The following is a 21,838-nucleotide window of genomic DNA, read 5'->3' as shown; positions in this document are numbered from 1 at the left end:
GCGGTCAGGGAGTGATCTCCCGGGCTGACCGGCGCGCGCGCATCGCAGTCGCGGCCATGTTCCTCACCAACGGGGCGCTCTTCGCGAACCTGCTCCCTCGGTACCCGGGGCTCAAAGCCGAGCTGGGACTGAGCAACGTGGAGTTCGGACTTGTCGTCGCCGCGTATCCGAGCGGGGCGCTCCTCGCCGGTCTCGCGGCGGCGGCGCTCATCCGTCGTTTCTGGTCGTCTCGCCTTGCCGTCGCGGGCACTGCGATCACGAGCCTGGCCCTGTTCGCCGCGAGCTTCGCGCCGAACGGGCTGCTGCTGGCGGCGGCGTTCGCTCTCGGTGGGGCGGCGGATGCGCTGACCGACGTCGCGCAGAACTCGCACGGGTTGCGTGTGCAGCGACGGTTCGGGCGATCGATCATCAATGGCTTCCACGCCATCTGGTCGATCGGGGCGGTGCTCGGTGGGCTCATGGGGGCGGGGGCCGTGGCACTGCAGGTGCCCCTTCCGCTGCACCTCGGCATCAGCGGGGCGCTGTTCTCGCTCGTGGCATTCCTCGCCTACAGGTGGATGATTCCCGGCCCAGAACACGACGACGTCGAGGTCACCACCGCGGGGATCAGGGTCGTCAAGGAGGGCGCCCCGTCGCGGGGCGGTTCAACGAAGTACCTCGTGCTCTTCGCCCTCGTCCTCCTCACGGTCGCAGGCTCGGTGGTCGAGGACTCGGGGAGCACGTGGGCGGCGCTCTACCTCTCCGGTTCGCTCGAAGCTCCGCAGGCGCTGGCCGCGTTCGGCTTCATCGCACTTGTCGGCGCGCAGTTCGTCGGTCGGATGCTCGGTGACCGGCTCGTCGATCGCTTCGGCGAGCGCAGGGTCGCGCAGGCCGGCGGTCTCATCACGGCGCTCGGAATGGGTGTTGCCCTGCTCTTCCCCAGCGTTGGCGGAACGATCGCCGGCTTCGCCGCTGCGGGACTCGGCATTGCGACGCTTGTGCCCGCCGCGCTGCACACGGCGGACGAACTGCCCGGCTTCAAACCTGGCACTGCGATAACGCTTGTGTCGTGGCTCATGCGCCTCGGCTTCCTCGCGGCACCGCCGCTCGTCGGCCTGCTCGCCGATGCAACGTCGCTGCGCGTCGGACTCATCGTGGTCCCGGTGGCAGGCGTCGTCGCGTTCCTGTGCGCGGGAGTCCTCGCCGGGCGCACCCGCAGACACGACTCCACCTAACCCCACCCCCGAGGAGCAGGAACGCAGGAATCCATGGACCGCGTGTTCGAGATCGTCGCGGTTGTCGTCGAGGTGCTTAACGCCGGCATCCTCCTGGGGCTCGAGGTGCTGTGGCAGCTGACCTCGTGCGCACCATCACCTCGAAGCCCTCGCTCGAGGACGCCCTCATCTTGGGGCTCATCGTTGTCATCCGGACGGTCCTGAGCATGTCCATTCAGATCGAGATCGAGGGTGTCCTGCCTTGGCGCCGTGCCCTCACGACGAGCGGCGCGCAGGTGCTCGCCGATCAGGTCAGATCAGCACATCGCCCTCAGCCCGGCGACCCCGCGGGCGCAGCCGAACCTCACTGATCAACTGGCGCGTGAACGACCTTGGCCCGCACCTTCACAGGTGCGGGCCAAGGGCTGTCAACAGCGGTTGTCTGGGACCGAGCGTCGTCTGTTACTGAGTTCAGACGCCGAGGACAGCGCGGAGCATGTGGGCTACTCGCGCCCGGTTGCTCGGCGTGTCCTGCCAGGCGAGCACTCGGCCGAGCGAATCGACCACGTGGAACCCAGCGTGCGCAACGCAGCGGGCTTCCGAAGCGGAGAACTGCGGCTTGACCGCGCGAAGCAGGCCAGCCCATTCCTCGATGTGATCGCGCTGCAGAGCCAGCAGGCGTTCGCGCTCTTCGTCTCCGAGGTTCGTTGATTCGGCGATGTAGACCTGCAGGAGCTTGTGGTGTGCAAGCTGCGCCTCGACGTAGGCGTCGATCAGTCCGTCTAGCGCGGCCTCGTTGGAGTCGACCGCCGCGAAGACGTCGCGCGTCACCTGTCCGAGGTACTCAGCCGCTCGTGAGCATGCCGCCGCGAGGATCCCGCTCTTGCTCTCAAAGTGGCGGTAGACGCCAGACGCGGTGATGCCGACCGCGCCACCGATCTCTTCGATGCTGACGAGGTTGTAGCCGCGGGCGAAGAAGAGCTCGATGGAACGCGCGACGATCTGCTCGCGCTTGGCAGTGGATGGGATGCCCGTGGCAGCAGGAGCAACGTAGGACTCAATGTCAGCAAGGGTGGCGTCGAGGGCTCGTTGGGACGCTGCGCGGAGGTAGTCGGCGGTCGCTGCCGAGATGCTCGTGCGGTGCATAGACACGCTGGCGAGCACGGCGAAGGCGGCTCGGCTCTGCAGGGCTCGGTCTTCGCTGCTCAGCTCGGGGTGGAGCTCCTTCAGCGCTGTCGAGAAATGGCCGTAGACCTTGGCGAGCCGCTGGTCGACGGAGGCGCGATCCGCGGGCTCGAGGTAACGAGACTCCCAGCGGATGATCTCGCCCGTTCCGCGGCACTTGATGAGGCTGTCGAGCGTCGCCTGAATCAGTGCGGTGGACTGCTCGGCGGCCGTAGCGCGCTCGGCGGCTGACGTCTCTGCCACTTCATCTGTTGCACTTTCGACGGCATCGACAATGCCGAAGGCTGTGTGCTTGAAGAGGTCGTACTTGTTCGCGAAGTGACGGTAGAGGGCCGGCGCGGAGATGCCAACCGAGGCCGCCACGTCGCTCATGCTCACCTGGTGGTAGCCGCGCAGGGCGAAGGCCTGAGTAGCGGCGGACTCGATGCGCTGCTTCCGGTCCTTGGGGCGGACGACTGGGGTATGAGGCCACGTGGGGGGAGTGGTCATGGAGGGGATGTTGCTCCGTTCAAAATCTGGTACTGGTAGTGAACGAGGTCTTCGGCGTTCGGGGGGTTCGCGCCTCGCCCCAGAAGGATACCCGTCTCACCGGTGGTTCTTCTCCGAACACACCTGATTTGTCGAGCGCACACTCCGCGGCCCGTGAACGACGAATGCCACCTCGCGATGAGCGAGGTGGCATTCGAGAGCTCAGGGAACTAGCTCTGAGCGCGCTTCTTGCGTGCAAGCAGCATTGCTCCACCGGCCAGGAGCAAGGCGGCTGCGGCCGCACCGAGTGGCAGGACGCTCTCCGCCCCCGTGGTCGCGAGAGGCGTCGGCGTGGGCGTGGCCGTCGGTGTTGGCGTCGCGGTCGGCGTTGTCGTGCCGCTGCCGTCACCGCCACCCTGCTGCTTGACGGTCGTGACATGTTCGATCGACGCGCCGTTCACATTGGCGCTGTTGCCGAACTTCTGTCCGAGGACAAGAGGGCCGCTTGCCTTGGTCTTATAGGTGAGGCGGTAACGGGCGTCTTCCGGGATCGGTCCGGCAAACGTGAACGTGTAGCTCAGGCGGTCGTCGCTGAGCGCAACGGAGTACTCGGCCGGGTCGACCTCGGCCAGGGCGTCGTCACCCGTGGCCGAAGAGAAGGAGAACGATCCAGGGACGATTTCGTGTGGTGCGAATCCGGCCTCAGTTTTGAGGGCATCCGTGATCGTGAGTGTCTCCTGCCCTGCGAACTGTGAGCCTGGCACGTAGATGCGCCACGTCATGGTGCCGCCTGCTGTGATCGGGAGCGAGTTCTTGACGAGTGAGGTCACGGGCGCCTCGCCCGGTGGGACTCCGATGCCTCCGCCAGGGAGGGGCACAACTGTGACGACGCCGTCGACGACAAAATCAACGCCGTCCTTTTCGGTGACCTCGCTCGCCTCTGCCCAGAACCAGAGGTGGCCGGCGATGTCGTCGAGGCCGTTCACGTAGTCGGTGAGAGTGCAGGTGACGACCGGCGCAACGTCATCGCTCACAGCGCAGTTCGCGACGGTTGAGTCCGGGCTGTCCGGGGCCGCGATCGAGAACGACCCGGCGCCGGCGATGCCGAACTCGGGTGGCAGCGTGATGCCGAAAGTCTCGCCAGCTGTTGCTCCGTTTGGGACTGACCATTCTGCGTCGATGCGCAGCCAATCCCACTTCTTCGGCTCATCCGTGGAGGAACCGGAGTTGGTCTTGATGGTGATCGTCGCAGGGTCGATGGCAGCCGGGTAGGTGAAGTCCGCTTCTGCGGCGCCTGCCGTCGCGATGCCACCGCCGACCGTGAGTGCGGTTGCTGCCAGTGCTGTTGCGAGTGGGAGCGCCGCTCGACGCCTTCCTTCTCGGCTCGTGCGTGCAGGTGTTCTGCTCAATCTTCCCACTGTGGTCCTCGCCGAGCACCAGACGTGGAGCGCGGCCCGATCAGGGTAATGACGCGATTCGCGTGTTGTCGCGCCTCAAGTGGGGGACGCTGGCAGGTTAGTCCGCCTCGGTAGCCCGGGAGTTCCGAGAACGCGTTTTGAGTTCTGCAATCAGTGGAGTGATGCTGCATCAGCTGAAAACAAAACGAGTGCGACCCGAAGGTCGCACTCGCTGTGCGTGGTCAGTTCGTCAGAGGACGAGGACCGCTGAGAGCCTGATTTAGAGCGGGCGGATGCTCTCGGCCTGGAGACCCTTGGGTCCCTGGGTCACATCGAACTCCACGCGCTGGTTCTCTTCAAGCGTGCGGAAACCCTGGACGTCGATTGCGGAGTGGTGCGCGAAGACGTCGGGCGTTCCGTCGTCCGGAGCGATGAAGCCGTAGCCCTTGTCTGCGTTGAACCACTTCACGATGCCAGTTGCCATGTTTTCTTCCTTCATTGTTATGCAGCCCGTACTTCGGGCGAGTGATCCGCAAGCGGATCTGTGCTTATTAGGCACGGTCTATTTCGCGCAGGAATGCGCTCCCGAATCAGAGGCGATTCGGATTGCTTTCCACGGCGGCGTGGAAAAGCAAAGCTCAGGGGTGGATAAGTTCTTGGGTTCGGGGCTGTCTGGGGGCAGTTCCGATTCGGATGGGGCGCGCGCTCGACCCGTGTTAACTGCGGTGCTACTGGACGGCTTCCCGACGCTCAGCGCGTGAGGTCAACTCTATCACGCTCCGGGCCCGCAATTGCAGGTGAATTCGGGCGAAAGAGTCACGCGGGGTCACGGATTCAAAACCCACCAATTGGTCAGTCGCGTGCGCTTTCGCTTCGTCCGAGTTTCCAGTAGCCGCAGAACGTCACCTGGGCCTTCGGTACCGAGAGGTCCCGCACGAGATGGCGGCGGACTCCAGTCGCGAGCTGGGCCTCGCCGACGGCGAACGCGTAAGGGTTCGCGCCCCCCAGCTCGATCGCCCGAACGCGCTCCAGCGCCAGTTCCCCGGGCCTGGTGTCGCCGGGTCGAGTCACCCAGTCGACCGAGAAGCCGGCAGGGGGCTCGACGGGCTGGGCATCTCCCGAAGTCGGGACTTCGATGATCGCGTGTCCGCGTGCATCCCTAGGGAGGTCTCGCAAGATCCCGACGACCGCTGGCATGCCCGTCTCGTCGGCGACGAGAAGCTGCCAGTCGGTGGTCGAGGGTGGCGCGAAGCCGCAACCCTGGTCGATGAGGGCCACGGGGGCGCCGTGCGCTGCGTCTCGCGCCCACGGTCCGGCTATCCCGGCGTCGCCGTGCACGATCACGTCGATGTCGAGCTGTCGGGTCTGGGCTCGGAACTCGCGCACGGTGTAGTTGCGCATCGCGGGTCGTTTCGACTGCGAGATCAGGAGGTACTTGAGGTACCCCTTGAAGTCGATCCGATCCGGCATGCGGTCGAAGACGGAGTCGTCCTGCTGGGGGAGAAGGAGTCTGAACCACTGGTCGAACCCCAGTCCACGAAAGCGAGAGAAATCTTCTCCCTCGAGCGTCACGCGCACCACGTGCTCACTCACGCGCTCTCTCGCGACAAGCCGGGACCTGACCAGGCCGCTCGAGGCGTGGGTGGTGGTGATGTTAGACATGATGGACTCCTTCGGGGGTTAGGTTTACCTTAGTCACGTGGAGGTTGCGTGACCAGCCATTGCTCGCGCGCTCGACGGGCGCGTGCAACGGTCGCCGTGCCTCGCGGCGGACGGCACCGTGTCTACGCTGGAGCGTGAGTGCGTAGCATTGAGAGCCAGCGAAGGAGTGGATCGCATGAAGGGTGAAGAGTCAACCTCGCCCGTGCGCGCGCTCCGAGCCGTTGGCGCTCAGCCAGACGCTGGATCCGCATCTGGTCCGCGGGCCCTCCGGGTCGATCTCGAGGGCGGAAGCGTCGAGGTCCTGGTGCGTGTCTCCTCTCAGGGGCGCAAGCACGACAACCTCCTCCTCCTCGGGGAACCGCGTGAGGCGACCGCGGAGACCCTCGCCGGACTCCTCCCGGAGGCCCACGTGCTGGCCCCTTCGATCTCAGATCTGGGGTGGCGACGGAGCGAGCAAGATGGCCGAGCGTCCACCACGCGAGCGGTCGTCAAGCTCCTTGACCACTTCTCGGTCGAGCGGGCTGTGCTTGTCGGAACCGAAGTCGGAGCGGAGCTCGCCGTGGCATTCGCGGCTGCCCATCCGGACCGTGTGGGGGCGCTGGTCCTCATCAACGGCGGACTCAGCGACACGAGAGACGGCACAGCTGTGACGGAAAGCGGCGGTGCCTCGCCGCGAGACGACCTCTCAGGGCTCAGGGTGCCTGTCGCGCTTCTCTTCGGCGGCTCCGCCGGTGAGTCGAACGGCTACACGACCGAGTCGGTGAATGCGATCACCGCGTGGCTCAGGCACGTCGAGGCGCAAGAGGTAGTCGCCGTCGACCACGGCGACTTCGAGGCGCAAGCTCTCGCCCTCGTCGCCGATATCGTCCAAGCTCAGCTCGCGTCCGTTCGAGCGAGGGCCGCGCATCCCGCAACGGGGTCGCACCGCGTCATCACGCCGGCCGACGACAAAAGCTGAGCGCAGGCACGCAGTCCAGGCCCGCACGCCTGCCTCGGCGTCGTATGCTGGACAGTTGCACACACGGGCTCGCCAGGCCCGAACAGGTATTGGATGGTCTATGAGCGTCGCAGCAAGCGTCGAGCCCCGCACGAACACGAGCCCGAGCAGATTCACTGTTCGTGAGGCCCAAGTCGATGAATTCGCGACGGTGGGCGAGCTCACGGTTCACTCGTTCGACGCTGGAGCGCACGGCAGCAAGCCCTGGCGCGATTCGCGTCGATCAGCAGAGCGTGACGTCGCCGCGCGAAGCGAGGCGGGTGTGATCCTCGTGGCGGTCACCCAGGACGACGGCGGGCAACCCTCGAACATCATCGGGACGACGACGCTGCTGCGTGCCGGAACGGACCCCGCTCGACTCGCGCGCGGGGACGAGGCCGAGCTGCGCTTCACGGCTGTGGCGCCAGAAGCGCGAGGCGAGGGTGTCGCAGACGCGCTGGTGCATGCGGGGCTCGAAGCCGCACGCCGGGGTGGCGCGCGTGCGGTTGTGCTCGATGTCGGTGCCTCGAACACGCAGGCCAGGCGGCTGGCAGAACGTGTGGGGTTCGCGAGAGTCAAGGGCCGGGACACCGAAGACGCGGTCGTCGGCGGGGAGCTTGCGTACCGCTACGACCTGACTCAGACCGAAGGCGTGCGCATCCGCCTCGTGAGGCACCACGAGATCGCTGCAATCGGACTGCTCACCGAGCGCGCGTACAGCAACGACTACGAGGTGACCCCGAGCTACGCAGAAGACCTGCGCGACGCGGCCAGCCGCGCACGCCGGGATGAAGTCTGGATAGCAGAGGACATCGCGACGGGCACCATCCTGGGCTCCGTGTGGACCCCTCGGCCAGGCGAGCGGATCTCGCAGCTCGCGAAGCCGGGCGAGCTCGACTTCAGGATGCTCGCGGTTGCCCCCGAGGCGCGCGGACGCGGAATCGGCCAGGCTCTGGCAGGACACGTCATCGCGCTCGGCCGAGACCGAGGAGCTTCGCGCGTCGTCATGAACAGCGGACCCGAGATGCTCGGCGCTCACCGGCTGTACGAGCGCCTCGGGTTTGTGCACCTCACTGACCGTGAGGGGCCGAAGGAAGTCGCCCCAGGAATAGTGGTGCACCTGTACGCGTTCGGCTACGACCTCACCGCATCGCCGGCTGTGGAGATCTGACGCTCCTAGACTCTGAGGCACGAATCTCTCGCTGAAAACGATGAGGAGCAGACGATGCCAAGGTACGAGCGCTTCGATGCGGGTGACCCCTGCTGGGTGGAACTGGCTACGTCGGACCCGAGAGGGTCCGCGTCCTTCTACGCCTCGGTCCTCGGCTGGAGCCTGCAGGACATGGGTCCGGAGAGCGGCCACTACCATCTGATCGCGGCTGGCCCGCTGGAAGACGGCGGTCAGGCGACCGTCGGCGGGCTCGGCGCCGCAGAGCCGGGCCAGCGCACCTCGTGGATCGTGTACTTCAACGCGCCAGACCTCACCGCAGCGCACACTCGTGCGCTCGAGGCCGGGGCGGCTTCCCTTGTCGGGCCCGATGCCGTCATGGAGCAGGGCAGTATGGCGCTTCTTGCCGATCGCCAGGGCGCGACGTTCGGCCTCTGGCAGCCTGCAGGCCGACTCGGTTTCGACGCTTGGGGTGAGCCGGGCACCGCGGCCTGGTTCGAGCTGCACACCACGGTGCTCGACGAAGCCACGGAGTTCTACGCGACGGTCACGTGTCTCGTTCCGCACCCCATGTCCGGCACCCCGGAGTTCCGCTACAACCAGTTCGCCCCGAGGCGTGGCGGGGCGGATGCCCGCTTCGGCGCCTTCGAGGAGACGAGCGGTGGCGGGCAGGCAGCCGGGGGAGCGGATGCGCGACCGCCCGCGGAATGGCTTGTGTACTTCGTCACGCCATCCGTCGACGAGGCGACGGCGAGGGCCGCCAGCCTCGGGGCTGAGGTACGCGGTGAGCCCACCGATACCCCATTCGGCAGGATGGCGAACCTCGTCGATCCCTTCGGAGCGGGATTCTGCCTCGTCGAGGCTGGCACAGGCGGCAACGAGTGAACGCGGCAGCTGAGTACGGGCCGCACGATCTCTCGGGCAGGCGCTACCTCGTAACGGGCGCTTCGACCGGGCTGGGCTTCTTCACCGCCAGTAGCCTGGTGTCTCGGGGTGCGCAGGTTGTCGTCACGGGTCGAAGCGCGGCGAGGTTGGACGCTGCGGCTTCAGCGACGGGACGGCCGGACCTCGTGACTGTGCTGCCGTTCGATATCGCAGAACTGAATGAGGTTCGCGAGGCGGCGGCGACGCTCCTTGGCGGGGAGCAGGGCGGGCGGCAGGGGTTCGACGGCGTCGTCCTCAACGCCGGAGTTGTGCATCCACCCGCCGAGCGCGAGGAGACGAGCGACGGCGTCGAGCGGCTCTTCGCGACGAACGTGCTCGGACACTTTGCCCTGTTGAGCCACCTCACCGTTGGCCGCGACCTCCGGGAAGGCGCGGCGGTCGTCTGGCTCGGGAGCATCGCGCCCGGACTCACACGAGCGCACCTGCAGGACGTGCAGTTGCGCGGCGGCTACACCTCGTGGAGTGCCTACGCGCAGTCGAAGCTGGCGACGCAGGTCCTCGCGATCGAGGGCGATAGGCGTGCGCGAGCGGCAGGGGCGCACGTGCGGAGCCTCGTCGCCCACCCGGGATACTCGACCGGCGGGCTCACGCCGACCGTTCCGGGAGTGCACGAGCCGTCGCTCGGCAAGCGGGCGCTCGACAGCCTCCTCGTCTTCGCCGCGCAGGGCAAGGACGCCGGAGCCCGATGCCAGCTCCGAGCCGTGACCGACCCGGAACTGCGAGGCGGGGAGACGATCCGCCCGGCCTACACAACAAAAGGGCGCCCCGTGCTCGGCAGCTCGCACTGGCGTAGCTACAACGCCGAGCTCGGGGAGCGCCTCTGGGACTACTGCGAGTCGCTCGCCGGGACAGCGCCCGACTTCTCGGCGATGTCGGCGCGAACCTGATCCATGTCGACGTTTTCGAGCGCCTCGATCAGCTTCTCGACGCCGGCAAGGGGCATCGCGCCCGGCTCGCGGTAGAGGAGCACGCCGTCGCGGAACGCCATCAGGGTCGGAATCGACGTGATCTGCAGTCCAGCGGACAGCTCCTGGTTGCTCTCCGTATCGACCTTCGCGAAGGTGATGTTCTCGTGGCGTTCGGACGCTGCGGAGTAGATAGGGCCGAACTGGCGGCAGGGCCCGCACCATTCTGCCCAGAAGTCGACAAGCACGATTCCGTCGGTGGCGACCGTGTCCTTGAACGTCTCAGTGGTGATGTCGATGGTTGCCATGCGTCTCCTGTCTCGGGGCGTGCCGATTTCTCACGGCGTACGGGGAGCGCAACGCTCCCAGGAGGCACGCTATTCCGACTCGCCTGAGCGGCGCATCCGCAAGCGGCGTAGCATCCACCCTCGTGGAAACAGTCTCCCGCCCCTGGCCCGCCCTCTGGGCGCTCGTTCTCGGCTTCTTCATGATCCTGGTCGATTCGACCATCGTGTCCATCGCGAATCCTTCGATCCTGCGTGACCTGCAGACGGACATCACGGCGGTCATCTGGGTGACAAGCGCCTACCTGCTCAGCTACGCCGTGCCGCTGCTCATCACGGGTCGACTCGGCGACCGCTTCGGTCCCAAGCGCATCTACCTCATCGGCCTCGTCGTCTTCACCCTCGCCTCGCTGTGGTGTGGGTTCTCCGGAGATATCGGGATGCTCATCGCGGCTCGGGCGGTCCAGGGCCTCGGCGCGGCGCTCATGACGCCGCAGACGATGTCCGTCATCACGCGCATCTTCGCTCCGGACAAGCGCGGAGCGGCGATGGGCCTCTGGGGCGCGGTCGCCGGTGTCGCCACGCTGGTCGGCCCCATCCTGGGTGGCTTCCTCGTGGACGGCCTCGGTTGGGAGTGGATCTTCTTCGTCAACGTGCCGGTCGGCATTGTTGCCTTCGTCCTGGCCTGGCGCCTCGTCCCGGACCTCGAGACGAAGGCGCACTCGTTCGACTGGCTCGGGGTCGTGCTCAGCGCGCTTGGGCTCTTCCTGCTCGTGTTCGGCATCCAGGAGGGCGAGACCTTCGACTGGGGGCAGATCGTCGGCCCCATCTCGGTGTGGGGGCTCATCGTGTCCGGCGCTCTTGTGCTCGTCGCTTTTGTCGTCTGGCAGCGCTTCAACCGCAAGGAGCCGCTCCTGCCGCTCGGGCTGTTCCGCGACCGGAACTTCACGGTCGCCAACCTCGGCATCTCGGTGCTCGGCCTTGCCATCGTGTCGATGCCGCTGCCCATCGCGTTCTACTTCCAGACCGCGCGAGCCCTCGAACCGACGCAGGCGGCGCTCATGCTTGTGCCCATGGCGGTCGTGTCGGGCGTCATGGCGCCGTTCGTGGGACGCTTGACCGACCGGACCGAGCCGCGCTGGATTGCCTTCGCGGGATTCCTGATCGTCGCCGCTTCGCTCGCGTGGATGTCGCTGCTCATGACGGCGGACCGGCCCTTCTGGCAGCTGCTGATCCCACCCGCGTTCCTGGGCCTTGGGCTCTCCGGGCTCTGGGCGCCGCTCGCGACGAGCGCGACGAGGAACCTGCCTCCCGCGCTTGCCGGGGCCGGGTCCGGCGTCTACAACATGACGCGCCAGGTCGGCTCGGTCCTCGGGTCGGCCGCGATCGCGGCTCTCATCAGCTCACGGCTCGCCGCCGAACTGCCTGGGATGCCGGCCGAGGCCGCCGAGCAGAGCAACGGCGAGCTGCCAGCGGCCGTCGCTGAGGGCTTCTCGACCGCAATGGGACAGTCGCTCCTGCTCCCGATCGCTGCCTTCCTCGTGGGTTCGGTGGTTGTCCTGTTCTTCGAGAAGCCGCGAGTCCAGAGCCGGGCGCAGAGCGACAAGAGCGCGTAGACGAAACCGGTCGCCGCGAAATGCGGCGACCGGTTCGGTCGATCTGACGTGCGGGTACTAGGGCACGAACGGCCCGAAGACCGGTGTCCACTCGTAGACGTCGGTCTGGCGGATGACACCGACCACCGCAAACGGGTCCGCCGGAATCAGCTCACGCAGCGATGCCTCGTCGTCGCTCTCCCAGAGGAGCAGCGCGCCCGCGTGAGGGGCGGCCCAGGGGCCAGAGGCCTTCAGGATGCCCGCATCTTTCTGCTCGCCAAGCCACGCCCGGTGGGCGGGGCGGTGCTCGTCACGTGTTGCGTCTGAGTCGTCTTCGTAGTGGTAGATCGTGGCAAAGATAGGCACGGGGGCTCCTAGTTCCGGTCGGTGCTGGTCGGGTCGGTCGGCTCGTCGGTCGGGCGCTGGAAGCTGATCTCTTCCCACTCGGTAACCGTCGGCGCTTCGAACTCGTCGTCGCTCGCGGCCGCTTCGGCTGTCGCGATGAGGCGAGTGTCGTCGTCGTCGGCCGAGAGCAGCGGTGCGGCAGTCTCGTGCGCGTCGATGCTCGCCTCTGTGTCGAAGGCAGAGTCGGAGACCGACTCCGCGAGCAGCGCATCCTCGGTCAGGGTCGCCTCGTCGGTCTCGACGAAGTCGTCGCCGCTCTTCTCCAAGACGACGGGCGCACTGCCGGAGCGAAGCTCGTTGCCGTCCTCGACGAGGCTCGACTCTGTGCCATTCTCTGGCATGCGGCCAGGAACCTCGTAGTGCACGTAGAGGGCGTCTTCCTCGGCGGGGCTGAGGTTCTGGTCGACCTCGGTGCTCGGCGCGCTGGTCACGAGCGACTTCGGGTACGGCACGAGGATGCGCTTCTCGTCGAGCTCCGCGAGGTCGAGCGGGATGAAGAACTCCTTGGTGCCGAAGAAGCCCGTCTTCACGGTGATCCAGTTCGGGTCGCGAGTCTGGTCGTCGAGGTACACCTGGCCGACGCGCCCGATGCGCTCGTCGCCTGGACCGAACACCGTCGCCTGGAAGATGCGGGTGAGCTTCGCTTCGTGCGCCTTGAGCGCGGCAGCGGCTCCGCTCTCGCCCGCGATCAGGGTGTCGTCGGCCGCGAGCGAGTCTGCGGCTTCGTCGGCGGCCTGCGGCGGCTCGATGGGGTCATCAGCGAGGCCCTCGGTCGCGTCAGCCTGCGCAAGGTCCTGCTCAGGGATCTCGGCGGCCTCGATGCGCGTCGTGTCGTCGTCGCGCGGGTCGAAATCAGGGTCGAACTTATTGTTCGTGTCGTCGGCAGCCATGCTGTGCTCCTCGGTCAACGTGGATGTGGCGGGCCGCCCGCGCCTGCTTGCGCGCGAACGACCTGCACAAGACTAGCGATCGCGGCGGTGCGCTGGCCGAATCGCCGCTAGGAGGCCGGTCCGGGCGGAGTGGTGTCGGCTGCCGCCGGCGGTCCGGCCGGAGGCTGCGTGGCAGTTGGCCCTGGCGGGACGGCGTCAGCATTTGGTCGCCGCGCCGCACGGTTCGCGGCGCTCCTGCGGCTCAGGCGGACGATGAGCCAGGCCACGGCGCCGAGCGCTGCGAGGAGCACAAGCCCGGGGAGTGCGAAGCCGAACGCGGTCCAGAAGGCGGCGAACCCGCGGAACAGGGCCGCCATCCCGTCTTGCAGTCCCGCCAAGAACCCGGCGGGCTCGTCGCCGGGGGACGGCGCGTCGCTAGAGATTGAGATCGAGACGGTCGAGTACGCGATGCTCTCCTCCAGGACCTCGAGCTGGGCGCGGAGGCTCTGCAGCTCGCTCGTGCGCTCGGTGAGCGTCGTCTCGATCGCGAGGAGGTCGTCGACCTCGGTCGCTGCGGAGAGCATCCCGCGCAGCGAGGTGACCGAGGCCTCGAGGGTCGCCACGCGCGAGGACATGTCAGTCTTCTGCAGCGTTACGTCGACGGCGGAGGTCTCGACCGAGACGACGTCGCCAACCTCGCGCAGCTCGGTGATGAAGGCGTCGTAGTCTCCCGCCGGGACGCGAGCCGTGAGCTGCGCGGAGATGTAGTCGCCCCCGGTCTCCGACCTGGCATCGATGCGCCCGTCACGGGCCTCGACGAGAGTCTCGACCTTCTCGCGGACTCCGGGTACGTCTCCCGTCTGGATCCCGACGTAGCCCGTTGTGACGACGTCTCGGGTCTCCTGGGCAGCGTCGGCCATGGGCTCCTGCGCGCCGTAGTCCTGCGCGACCCCCTGGGGCGCACCCGCCGACTCCGTGGAGGACATGCCCCCGGCGGCGCATCCGGAGAGCAGAAGAGCGCTCAGTGCTATTGCGGTGGTGGCGCCGAGCCGCCGGTGTGAGGTGCGCATAGGAGTCATGCAAGCACCTGACGCGGCGCGGTGTGCTCCGAGTTCCCCGAGAGAGCGGCGGCGATCACGTGCATCCACTCGTCGCCGTCGCCGAGCGATCAGAAGAAGAGGTCCGGGTCTTTGCCTGTCCGTTCGCCGGATTCGAGGGCGGCGAAGACGGCCAGGTCATCGGCGTCGAGCGCGAAGTCGAACACTTCGAGGTTCGAGGCGAGCCGAGCACGGTGAACCGACTTGGGGATGACGAGGTTGCCGAGGTCGAGCTGCCAGCGCAGCACAACCTGGGCCACGGTCTTGTGATGCTTGGCGGCGACGGTGACGAGTGTCGGCTCCTCGAGCAGCGTCCCCCGCGCAAGCGGGGACCAGGCTTCCGTCAGGATGCCGTGCGCGTGGTTGTATGCGCGGGTCTCGGATTGCGGCAGTCTCGGGTGCAGCTCGATTTGATTGACGGCCGGGACTGTCCCGGTCTCCGCTGCGAGACGGTCGAGGTGGTGTCCCTTGAAGTTCGAGACGCCGATCGAGCGGGCGCGGCCCTCATCCCGGAGCCGTTCGAGCGCACGCCACGTGTCGACGTATCGGTCCTGTGTCGGTGCCGGCCAGTGGATGAGGTAGAGGTCGACGTAGTCGAGCCCGAGCTTGTCGAGGCTCTCGTCGAACGACGCGATCGTCTCGTCGAAGCCGTGGCGGTCGTGCCAGACCTTGGTCGCGACGAAGAGGTCATCGCGTGGAGCGCCGCTCTCGCGGATGCCACGACCCACACCCACCTCGTTGTCGTAGAAGGCCGCGGTGTCGATGTGGCGGTAGCCGAGGTCGATCGCGTCGACCACAACCCTCGTTGCCTCGGGGTCTGGCACCTTGTAGACGCCAAGCCCGAGCTGCGGGATCGTGATGCCGTCGTTCATGGTCAGGCTGGGGGAGAGTGGCGAGGGCATGGGGCCTTTCTTGCGGCGGCGGGCGCACGGCCAGTCGTGAGATCAGGACGGCGAGGTCAAGATGGCGCGTTCAGGATGTTCATTGGCTCAGTGTCCGGGCGCGGGGCGATGTCGGTGCCGCGGAGGTCAGGGATGCTGCGGCGCCAGATGAGCGCGACAGCCGCGCCGAGGAGCGCGAACGCGGCGCTGATTAGGAACCCGCCGAGGGAACCGGCGACGTCGTTCGCGATGCCGGCGAGCGCGGAGCCCGCAGCGGCGCCGATCAACTGGCCCGTCGCCATCCACCCGTACGACTCTGCGCTCTCACTGAAGCGAACGCTCGAGGACACGGCCGAGAAGCTGCCGGAGAACACCGGCGCGATGCCGAGACCGCTCACGAAGAACGCCGCGCCGAGCCAGATCGGGTTCGTGGAGAGGAGCGCAAGGCCTATGCCCAGGAAGACGATCCCCATTCGGCGCGCCAGCGAGATCGGGGCGAGCGGGAGGTGCCCGAAGGCGAGGCCGCCAACAAGCGAGCCGACGGCGAACACGGCAAGCAGGATCCCCGTTTCGGGACGCTCGTGGCCGAACTCGGCGACGACGGCAGCCTCGATCGCGGAGCACGCGCCGACGAGCAGCGCGCCGATGGCCGACATGAGCACAACCACCGGGTTGCGCAGGACCGCGCCCGCCCTCCTCCGCGACTTCGGGATGCGCACCTTGCCCACCTCCGGGGCGGCGACGAACCAGAGACCGCCCAGCAGCAGGATCCCGGCTGCCACGAGGATGCCCGCGGCGGGGGAGATGGCAAACGCGACGGCCGTCGTCGCTACGGGGCCGATCACCCAGATGACTTCCTGGAGGGAAGCATCGAGAGAGAACAGCCTGGAGAGCTGCGCGGCGTTCACGACCTTCGGGTAGATCGTCCGGACGGCGGGGGAGACGGGAGGGATGGTGAGACCGGCGACCACCGCGAGAATGGATGCCTGCCAGAGCACGGGCGGCCAGAGCGCGAGCGCTGTGAGCGACAGGGCGCAGGCGACCATCGTGACGAGCAGGACCGGGCGCATGCCCCAGACCGTCATGAGGCGGCCCGCGACGGGGCCGGAGACTGCCTGGCCGATGCTCAGCGCCGCGAGCACAACGCCGGCCGAGGTGAAGTTGCTGTAGGTGTCCTCGACGTGCATGAGGATGGCCAGCGAGAGCATGCCGGCGGGGAACCTGGCGACGAGCTGCGAGAGCAGGAGTCGTGCCAGGCCGGGGGTTCTGAGTACAGTCGCGTAGTTCGTCACAGCGCCGACAATCGTACGCCCTGGACGCAGAATCTCGGTGGTTGGGGACAGGCTGTGCACAACCGCCGAAAATCGGTGGAGAAACGCCGGAAACTCGGGCATTTTCTGTGGAGGACTTGTGGAGAACTACACGGTTGTAACACCGCATCTAGTGGTGGTAGCCTCAACGAGCACAAGATGTAGTGGCCGCGGGAAACTGCGACACAACGGGGGTTCATCCACCTGGCACCGCGGGAATCTGCTCAAGCAGTGGCGCGGAAGACCGGGCGAGACGCTTTCAACACACTGCACGAATAGCACTCCCCAAGCACTTAGGAACCAGGAGAAAACCATGGCAATCGCCGTCTACAGCAAGCCGTCATGCGTGCAGTGCACCGCTACCTACCGTGCCCTCGACAAGCAGGGTATCGAGTACGAGATCTTCGACGTCTCCGCCGACGAGAAGGCGCTCCAGACCGTCAAGGAGCTCGGCTACATGCAGGCTCCCGTCGTCATCGCAGGCGACGACCACTGGTCGGGCTTCCGTCCAGACAAGATCAGCCAGCTGGCTGCTCTCGCTACGGCCTAGCCGTCGCACAGCGCCGTTCTCTCGTCTCGACTGAAGAAGGGACTGCTCCCATGACAGGCCTCATCTACTTCTCGAGCGTCTCGGAGAACACGCGCCGCTTCGTCGAGAAGCTCGATCGGCCCGCCAGCCGCATCCCGCTCTTCCCGAGCGAACCCCAGCTTGTCGCGGGCGAGCCCTACGTGCTCATCGTTCCCACCTACGGTGGCGGCGATGGGCGCGGGGCCGTCCCCAAGCAGGTCATCAGATTCCTCAACGAGCCGCGCAACCGCGAGCTCATCCGCGGCGTCATCGCCGGCGGCAACACGAACTTCGGCAAGGGCTACGGCCTCGCGGCCGACATCATCTCAACGAAGTGCGGCGTACCCACGCTCTACCGCTTCGAACTCTTCGGCACGCCAGACGACGTCGCCGCAGTCAACTCTGGATTGGACAGGTTTTGGCAGCATCAACAGCTCTCGACGACGCAGGTGTCATCACGATGAACGCACCGACGGCGGCGAACACGCTCGACTACCACTCGCTCAACGCGATGCTCAACCTGTATGACGAGAACGGCCAGATCCAGTTCGACAAGGATCGCGAAGCTGCTCACCAGTACTTCATCCAGCACGTCAACCAGAACACGGTCTTCTTCCACGACCTCGAAGAGCGCCTCGAGTACCTCGTCGAGAACGAGTACTACGAGCCCGAGACGCTCGCCATGTACTCGCACGCGTTCATTGAGGGGCTACGCAACCGCCTCTACGCGAAGAAGTTCCGCTTCCCGACGTTCCTCGGCGCGTTCAAGTTCTACACGTCGTACGCGCTCAAGACGTTCGACGGCAAGCGCTACCTCGAGCGCTTCGAAGACCGCGTCCTCATGGTCGCGCTCGGCCTCGCGCAGGGTGACGAGACCCTCGCCACCTCGCTGGCCGACGAGATGATCGCCGGGCGCTTCCAGCCCGCGACCCCGACGTTCCTCAACACAGGCAAGAAGCAGCGCGGCGAGCTCGTCTCCTGCTTCCTCCTCCGCATCGAGGACAACATGGAGTCGATCGGCCGCTCCATCAACTCCGCGCTGCAGCTCTCCAAGCGCGGCGGCGGCGTCGCCTTCAACCTCTCGAACATCCGCGAGTCCGGCGCTCCGATCAAGCAGATCCAGAACCAGTCCTCTGGAATCATCCCGATCATGAAGCTGCTCGAGGACTCCTTCTCCTACGCGAACCAGCTCGGTGCGCGCCAGGGCGCCGGTGCCGTGTACCTCAACGTGCACCACCCCGACATCATGCGTTTCCTCGACACCAAGCGTGAGAACGCCGACGAGAAGATCCGCATCAAGACGCTGTCGCTCGGTGTCGTCGTCCCCGACATCACGTTCGAGCTCGCCAAGCGCGGCGAGGACATGTACCTCTTCTCCCCGTACGACGTCGAGCGCGTCTACGGCAAGCCGTTCGGCGACATCTCTGTCACGGAGAAGTACTACGAGATGGTCGACGATGCGCGCATCCAGAAGACGAAGATCAGCGCGCGCCAGCTCTTCCAGACGCTGGCCGAGATCCAGTTCGAGTCCGGCTACCCGTACATCATGTACGAGGACACGGTGAACCGTGCGAACCCCATCGAGGGCCGCATCAACATGTCGAACCTGTGCTCGGAGATCCTCCAGGTCAACTCGCCGACGACCTACACCGACGACCTCGGTTACGAGACCATCGGCAACGACATCTCCTGCAACCTCGGCTCGATGAACATCGCGGCCGCCATGGACTCGCGCGACCTCGCGACGGCCGTCGAGACCGCCATTCGCGGCCTCACCGCCGTGAGCGACATGAGCCACATCGCCTCGGTGCCGTCCATCGCGAAGGGCAACGACGAGTCGCACGCCATCGGCCTCGGCCAGATGAACCTGCACGGCTTCCTCGGGCGCGAGCGCATCTTCTACGGTTCGGAAGAGGCCCTCGACTTCACGAACATCTACTTCTATACGGTCGTGTTCCACGCGATCCGCGCCTCCAACCTCATCGCGACCGAGCGTGGCCGCTCCTTCGCGGGCTTCGAGCGCTCGACCTACGCGACGGGCGAGTTCTTCGACAAGTACGTCGACGCAGAGTGGGCACCCAAGACGGAGCGCGTCCGCGAGCTCTTCGCGGACATGCACATCCCGACCCAGGCCGACTGGGCCGAGCTGCGCGAGCTCGTGCAGAAGCACGGCATGTACAACCGCAACCTGCAGGCAGTCCCGCCGACCGGTTCGATCAGCTACATCAACCACTCGACGTCGTCGATCCACCCGATCGCCTCGAAGATCGAGATCCGCAAGGAAGGCAAGCTCGGCCGCGTCTACTACCCGGCTCCGTACCTCTCGAACGACAACCTCGAGTACTTCGAGGACGCCTACGAGATCGGCTACGAGAAGATCATCGACACGTACGCCGAGGCGACGCAGCACGTCGACCAGGGCCTGTCGCTGACGCTGTTCTTCAAGGACACGGCAACCACCCGCGACATCAACCGCGCGCAGATCTACGCGTGGAAGAAGGGCATCAAGACGATCTACTACATTCGTCTTCGCCAGCTCGCGCTCGAGGGCACCGAGGTTGACGGCTGCGTCAGCTGCATGCTCTGACCTACCGGAGCCCAGTCCGGGCCCGAGCGGCCTCAGGGTGAGATGCCCACTACTCCAGCACGAACGCGACAGAAAAGAACTCCACGCACATGAACCCGCAGGCTGAGACGAGCCACCTCCTCCAAAAGGTCGAGGCGATCAACTGGAACCGCATCCCAGACGAAAAGGATGTCGAGGTCTGGAACCGACTCGTCAACAACTTCTGGCTGCCGGAGAAGGTGCCGCTGTCGAACGACGTGCAGTCGTGGAACACGCTCACGCCGGCCGAGCAGACGCTCACCATGCGCGTCTTCACGGGTCTCACGCTGCTCGACACGATCCAGGGAACCGTCGGCGCTGTCAGCCTCATCCCTGACTCGCTGACGCCGCACGAGGAAGCCGTTTACACGAACATCGCGTTCATGGAGTCGGTGCACGCCAAGAGCTACTCGTCGATCTTCTCGACGCTCGCGAACACTCCGCAGATCGACGACGCGTTCCGCTGGTCGACGGAGAACGAGAACCTGCAGCGCAAGGCGCAGATCGTCATGAACTACTACCACGGCAACGACCCGCTCAAGCGGAAGATCGCGTCGACGCTGCTGGAGTCGTTCCTGTTCTACTCGGGCTTCTACCTGCCCATGTACTGGTCGAGCCACGCGAAGCTCACGAACACGGCCGACCTCATCCGCCTCATCATCCGCGACGAGGCAGTGCACGGCTACTACATCGGCTACAAGTTCCAGAAGGGCCTCGAGCTCGTCGACGAGGCCAAGCGTCAGGAGCTTAAGGACTACACGTTCGAGCTGCTCTTCGAGCTGTACGAGAACGAGGTGCAGTACACGCACGACCTCTACGACGAAGTCGGCCTGGCCGAGGACGTCAAGAAGTTCCTGCACTACAACGCCAACAAGGCGCTCATGAACCTCGGCTACGAGCCCATGTTCCCCTCGAGCGTCACCGACGTGAACCCGGCGATCCTGTCGGCGCTCTCGCCGAACGCCGACGAGAACCACGACTTCTTCTCCGGGTCGGGCTCCTCCTACGTCATCGGCAAGGCCGTCAACACTGAAGACGAGGACTGGGACTTCTAAGATTTCTTCCTAGAGGCCCCAGGTAAATACCTGTTCACGCCCCTGATCCGCGAATTTTCGCAGATCAGGGGCGTTTTCGTGTCTCCAGTCAACAAGACAGAGGAGAACAGAGATGAACAGGAATACCCATTCAGAGAGGCACGTAGGGGGCACGCGCCCACCTTCCACACGGGAGCGGAGGTGCTCGCCTACCCGAATTTCTGGTTTGCGTGCCCTCCAGGTCGTGCCCCAACGTGCCCTTCGGCTGGTGGAGAAGGCCTTCAGATCCGCTGAATTAGGCGGATCTAGAGCCTGTCTCGGCGCCAGGGGCACGAAGGGGCACGACGGCCCACAGGAGTCCGTTCGAGTCCATGGGAGGGCATCATGAGTACCACGACGCAGAGCAACGCCGCAGCAAAACGCGAAGCATGGGGAAGGCTGCGAAAGCTTCCCTCCGGCCGGTGGCAGGTCCGTTACCCAGGACCAGACGGAACGACCTACACGGCTAGAACTGATCAGGATAAGCCGCTCACGTTTCTCACGAAAACGGATGCCCGCACCTGGCTGGCCGGGGTGCAGACGAAGATGGCGCGGGGGCTGTGGGAGCCACCGGAGGAGATCGCAGCCAAGCTTGAAGCCGAGCTGGCAGTCGAACAGGCGCAGTCGTTGGGCTTCGAGGAGTACTCCAAACGTTGGCTTGAAATGATCCGTACCGAACCTAATCGCAGCGGTAAGAAGCGGGCGGTTGGGACGGTGCGCTCGTACCAGGGGAAGGTCACCGGCTATCTCATTCCAGAGTTCCGAAACACTCCGGTGCGTGAGATCGACGCCGCCCGCATCAAGGTGATGACGGATCGGCTTGACCAGATCCCCGCACCGCTGAATCCGAACTCGAAGTTCAACGGCATCACGAGGCCGGTGCTCATCGTGCTCATGATGATCCTTCGGCAGGCAGCACGAGACGGCATCATCCCCGCGGCGCCAAACGTGTCGGTACCGCGGCAAGAGTCGGTGAGACACGACGCAGACCACGACGCGGGTGAAGACGTTGCAAATCCCATACAGGTTGAAGCACTGTACGAGGCGGTTCCAGATCAATGGGCTATGGCGGTGCTGCTCGCGGCATGGTGTCAGCTGCGCCGGGGTGAGTGCCTCGGTCTGCAGCGTCGTGACATCGAGTGGCACGACGACGGAAGCGCCACTTGCATGTGCGACGTCAGCTCAACGCCAACACCGGTGGCTACACCGACCTGAAGAGCGAGGCTGGTAGGCGATCCCTCAGCATCCCGAA

22 protein-coding genes are annotated in these 21,838 nt (G+C 65.9%); 12 read left to right on the top strand and 10 right to left on the bottom strand.

What is annotated here, in order from left to right:
• Window positions 1–11 precede the first annotated feature (11 nt).
• Window positions 12–1,214 (top strand): MFS transporter, encoded by a 1,203-nt coding sequence (locus FHX72_RS06815; protein ID WP_338110061.1) that lies wholly within the window; start codon window positions 12–14, stop codon window positions 1,212–1,214.
• Window positions 1,215–1,324: 110 nt separating this feature from the next.
• A complete protein-coding gene (locus FHX72_RS18845; protein ID WP_338110060.1) occupies window positions 1,325–1,564 on the top strand; it encodes a DUF1622 domain-containing protein in 240 nt (79 codons plus the stop codon).
• A gap of 100 nt (window positions 1,565–1,664) precedes the next feature.
• On the opposite strand, the gene FHX72_RS06805 is transcribed toward FHX72_RS18845, so the two are convergent.
• From FHX72_RS06805 to FHX72_RS06790, 4 genes are all read right to left on the bottom strand, one after another.
• Window positions 1,665–2,867, bottom strand: coding sequence for a TetR/AcrR family transcriptional regulator (locus FHX72_RS06805; protein ID WP_183623826.1), 1,203 nt, complete (start codon window positions 2,865–2,867; stop codon window positions 1,665–1,667).
• Between the two features lie 209 nt (window positions 2,868–3,076).
• Window positions 3,077–4,255: an Ig-like domain-containing protein gene (locus tag FHX72_RS06800; RefSeq protein WP_183623824.1), complete on the bottom strand. Its 1,179-nt coding sequence runs from the start codon at window positions 4,253–4,255 to the stop codon at window positions 3,077–3,079.
• Between the two features lie 268 nt (window positions 4,256–4,523).
• Window positions 4,524–4,727, bottom strand: coding sequence for a cold-shock protein (locus FHX72_RS06795; protein WP_068478769.1), 204 nt, complete (start codon window positions 4,725–4,727; stop codon window positions 4,524–4,526).
• A 368-nt stretch (window positions 4,728–5,095) separates the two neighbouring features.
• On the bottom strand, window positions 5,096–5,905 hold the full coding sequence (locus tag FHX72_RS06790) for a siderophore-interacting protein (RefSeq protein WP_183623822.1): 810 nt from the start codon (window positions 5,903–5,905) through the stop codon (window positions 5,096–5,098).
• A 175-nt stretch (window positions 5,906–6,080) separates the two neighbouring features.
• Between FHX72_RS06790 and FHX72_RS06785 the strand changes: the two genes are divergently transcribed.
• The 4 genes from FHX72_RS06785 to FHX72_RS06770 all read left to right on the top strand — a co-directional run bounded on the left by FHX72_RS06785 (window position 6,081) and on the right by FHX72_RS06770 (window position 9,881).
• Window positions 6,081–6,863, top strand: coding sequence for an alpha/beta fold hydrolase (locus FHX72_RS06785; protein WP_183623820.1), 783 nt, complete (start codon window positions 6,081–6,083; stop codon window positions 6,861–6,863).
• A 100-nt stretch (window positions 6,864–6,963) separates the two neighbouring features.
• Window positions 6,964–8,052 carry a GNAT family N-acetyltransferase gene (locus FHX72_RS06780; RefSeq protein ID WP_183623818.1) on the top strand — a complete coding sequence of 363 codons (1,089 nt, stop codon included), beginning with the start codon at window positions 6,964–6,966 and terminating at the stop codon, window positions 8,050–8,052.
• A gap of 54 nt (window positions 8,053–8,106) precedes the next feature.
• Window positions 8,107–8,934 carry a VOC family protein gene (locus FHX72_RS06775; protein ID WP_183623816.1) on the top strand — a complete coding sequence of 276 codons (828 nt, stop codon included), beginning with the start codon at window positions 8,107–8,109 and terminating at the stop codon, window positions 8,932–8,934.
• A complete protein-coding gene (locus FHX72_RS06770) occupies window positions 8,931–9,881 on the top strand; it encodes an SDR family NAD(P)-dependent oxidoreductase (protein WP_068478758.1) in 951 nt (316 codons plus the stop codon). Before FHX72_RS06775 ends, FHX72_RS06770 begins: the two co-directional genes overlap by 4 nt.
• On the opposite strand, the gene FHX72_RS06765 is transcribed toward FHX72_RS06770, so the two are convergent.
• The gene (locus FHX72_RS06765; protein ID WP_068478755.1) at window positions 9,821–10,207 is read right to left on the bottom strand and encodes a thioredoxin family protein; all 387 of its coding nucleotides are present in this window, start codon (window positions 10,205–10,207) and stop codon (window positions 9,821–9,823) included. The genes FHX72_RS06770 and FHX72_RS06765 overlap by 61 nt on opposite strands.
• Before the next feature lie 122 nt (window positions 10,208–10,329).
• Between FHX72_RS06765 and FHX72_RS06760 the strand changes: the two genes are divergently transcribed.
• Window positions 10,330–11,799 (top strand): DHA2 family efflux MFS transporter permease subunit, encoded by a 1,470-nt coding sequence (locus tag FHX72_RS06760; RefSeq protein ID WP_183623814.1) that lies wholly within the window; start codon window positions 10,330–10,332, stop codon window positions 11,797–11,799.
• A 57-nt stretch (window positions 11,800–11,856) separates the two neighbouring features.
• Here FHX72_RS06760 and FHX72_RS18840 read toward each other — a convergent pair whose 3' ends face one another.
• From FHX72_RS18840 to FHX72_RS06735, 5 genes are all read right to left on the bottom strand, one after another.
• Window positions 11,857–12,144 (bottom strand): YciI family protein, encoded by a 288-nt coding sequence (locus FHX72_RS18840; RefSeq protein ID WP_068478750.1) that lies wholly within the window; start codon window positions 12,142–12,144, stop codon window positions 11,857–11,859.
• Between the two features lie 8 nt (window positions 12,145–12,152).
• Entirely contained in the window at window positions 12,153–13,073 is a 921-nt protein-coding gene (locus tag FHX72_RS18835; RefSeq protein WP_183623812.1) for a PRC-barrel domain-containing protein, read from the bottom strand.
• A gap of 107 nt (window positions 13,074–13,180) precedes the next feature.
• Entirely contained in the window at window positions 13,181–14,122 is a 942-nt protein-coding gene (locus FHX72_RS06745) for a DUF4349 domain-containing protein (protein ID WP_183623810.1), read from the bottom strand.
• A 98-nt stretch (window positions 14,123–14,220) separates the two neighbouring features.
• Entirely contained in the window at window positions 14,221–15,051 is an 831-nt protein-coding gene (locus FHX72_RS06740; RefSeq protein WP_183623808.1) for an aldo/keto reductase, read from the bottom strand.
• 56 nt (window positions 15,052–15,107) lie between these two features.
• The gene (locus tag FHX72_RS06735; protein WP_068478739.1) at window positions 15,108–16,322 is read right to left on the bottom strand and encodes an MFS transporter; all 1,215 of its coding nucleotides are present in this window, start codon (window positions 16,320–16,322) and stop codon (window positions 15,108–15,110) included.
• 331 nt (window positions 16,323–16,653) lie between these two features.
• On the opposite strand from FHX72_RS06735, the gene nrdH reads away from it, so the two are divergent.
• The 5 genes from nrdH (at window position 16,654) to FHX72_RS06710 (ending at window position 21,801) form a co-directional block, all read left to right on the top strand.
• Entirely contained in the window at window positions 16,654–16,890 is a 237-nt protein-coding gene (nrdH, locus tag FHX72_RS06730) for a glutaredoxin-like protein NrdH (RefSeq protein ID WP_068478736.1), read from the top strand.
• A 50-nt stretch (window positions 16,891–16,940) separates the two neighbouring features.
• A complete protein-coding gene (nrdI, locus tag FHX72_RS06725; RefSeq protein ID WP_183623806.1) occupies window positions 16,941–17,372 on the top strand; it encodes a class Ib ribonucleoside-diphosphate reductase assembly flavoprotein NrdI in 432 nt (143 codons plus the stop codon).
• Entirely contained in the window at window positions 17,369–19,495 is a 2,127-nt protein-coding gene (nrdE, locus tag FHX72_RS06720; RefSeq protein ID WP_068478731.1) for a class 1b ribonucleoside-diphosphate reductase subunit alpha, read from the top strand. The genes nrdI and nrdE overlap by 4 nt, the downstream gene beginning before the upstream one ends.
• Before the next feature lie 89 nt (window positions 19,496–19,584).
• Window positions 19,585–20,568, top strand: coding sequence for a class 1b ribonucleoside-diphosphate reductase subunit beta (gene nrdF / locus FHX72_RS06715; protein ID WP_068478728.1), 984 nt, complete (start codon window positions 19,585–19,587; stop codon window positions 20,566–20,568).
• A 363-nt stretch (window positions 20,569–20,931) separates the two neighbouring features.
• A complete protein-coding gene (locus FHX72_RS06710; protein WP_244963982.1) occupies window positions 20,932–21,801 on the top strand; it encodes a site-specific integrase in 870 nt (289 codons plus the stop codon).
• Window positions 21,802–21,838: the final 37 nt, after the last annotated feature.

The sequence above is a fragment of the Pseudoclavibacter helvolus genome (genome assembly GCF_014191305.1).
GTDB lineage: Bacteria > Actinomycetota > Actinomycetes > Actinomycetales > Microbacteriaceae > Pseudoclavibacter > Pseudoclavibacter helvolus.
This window is presented reverse-complemented; position numbering and strand designations above follow the sequence as displayed.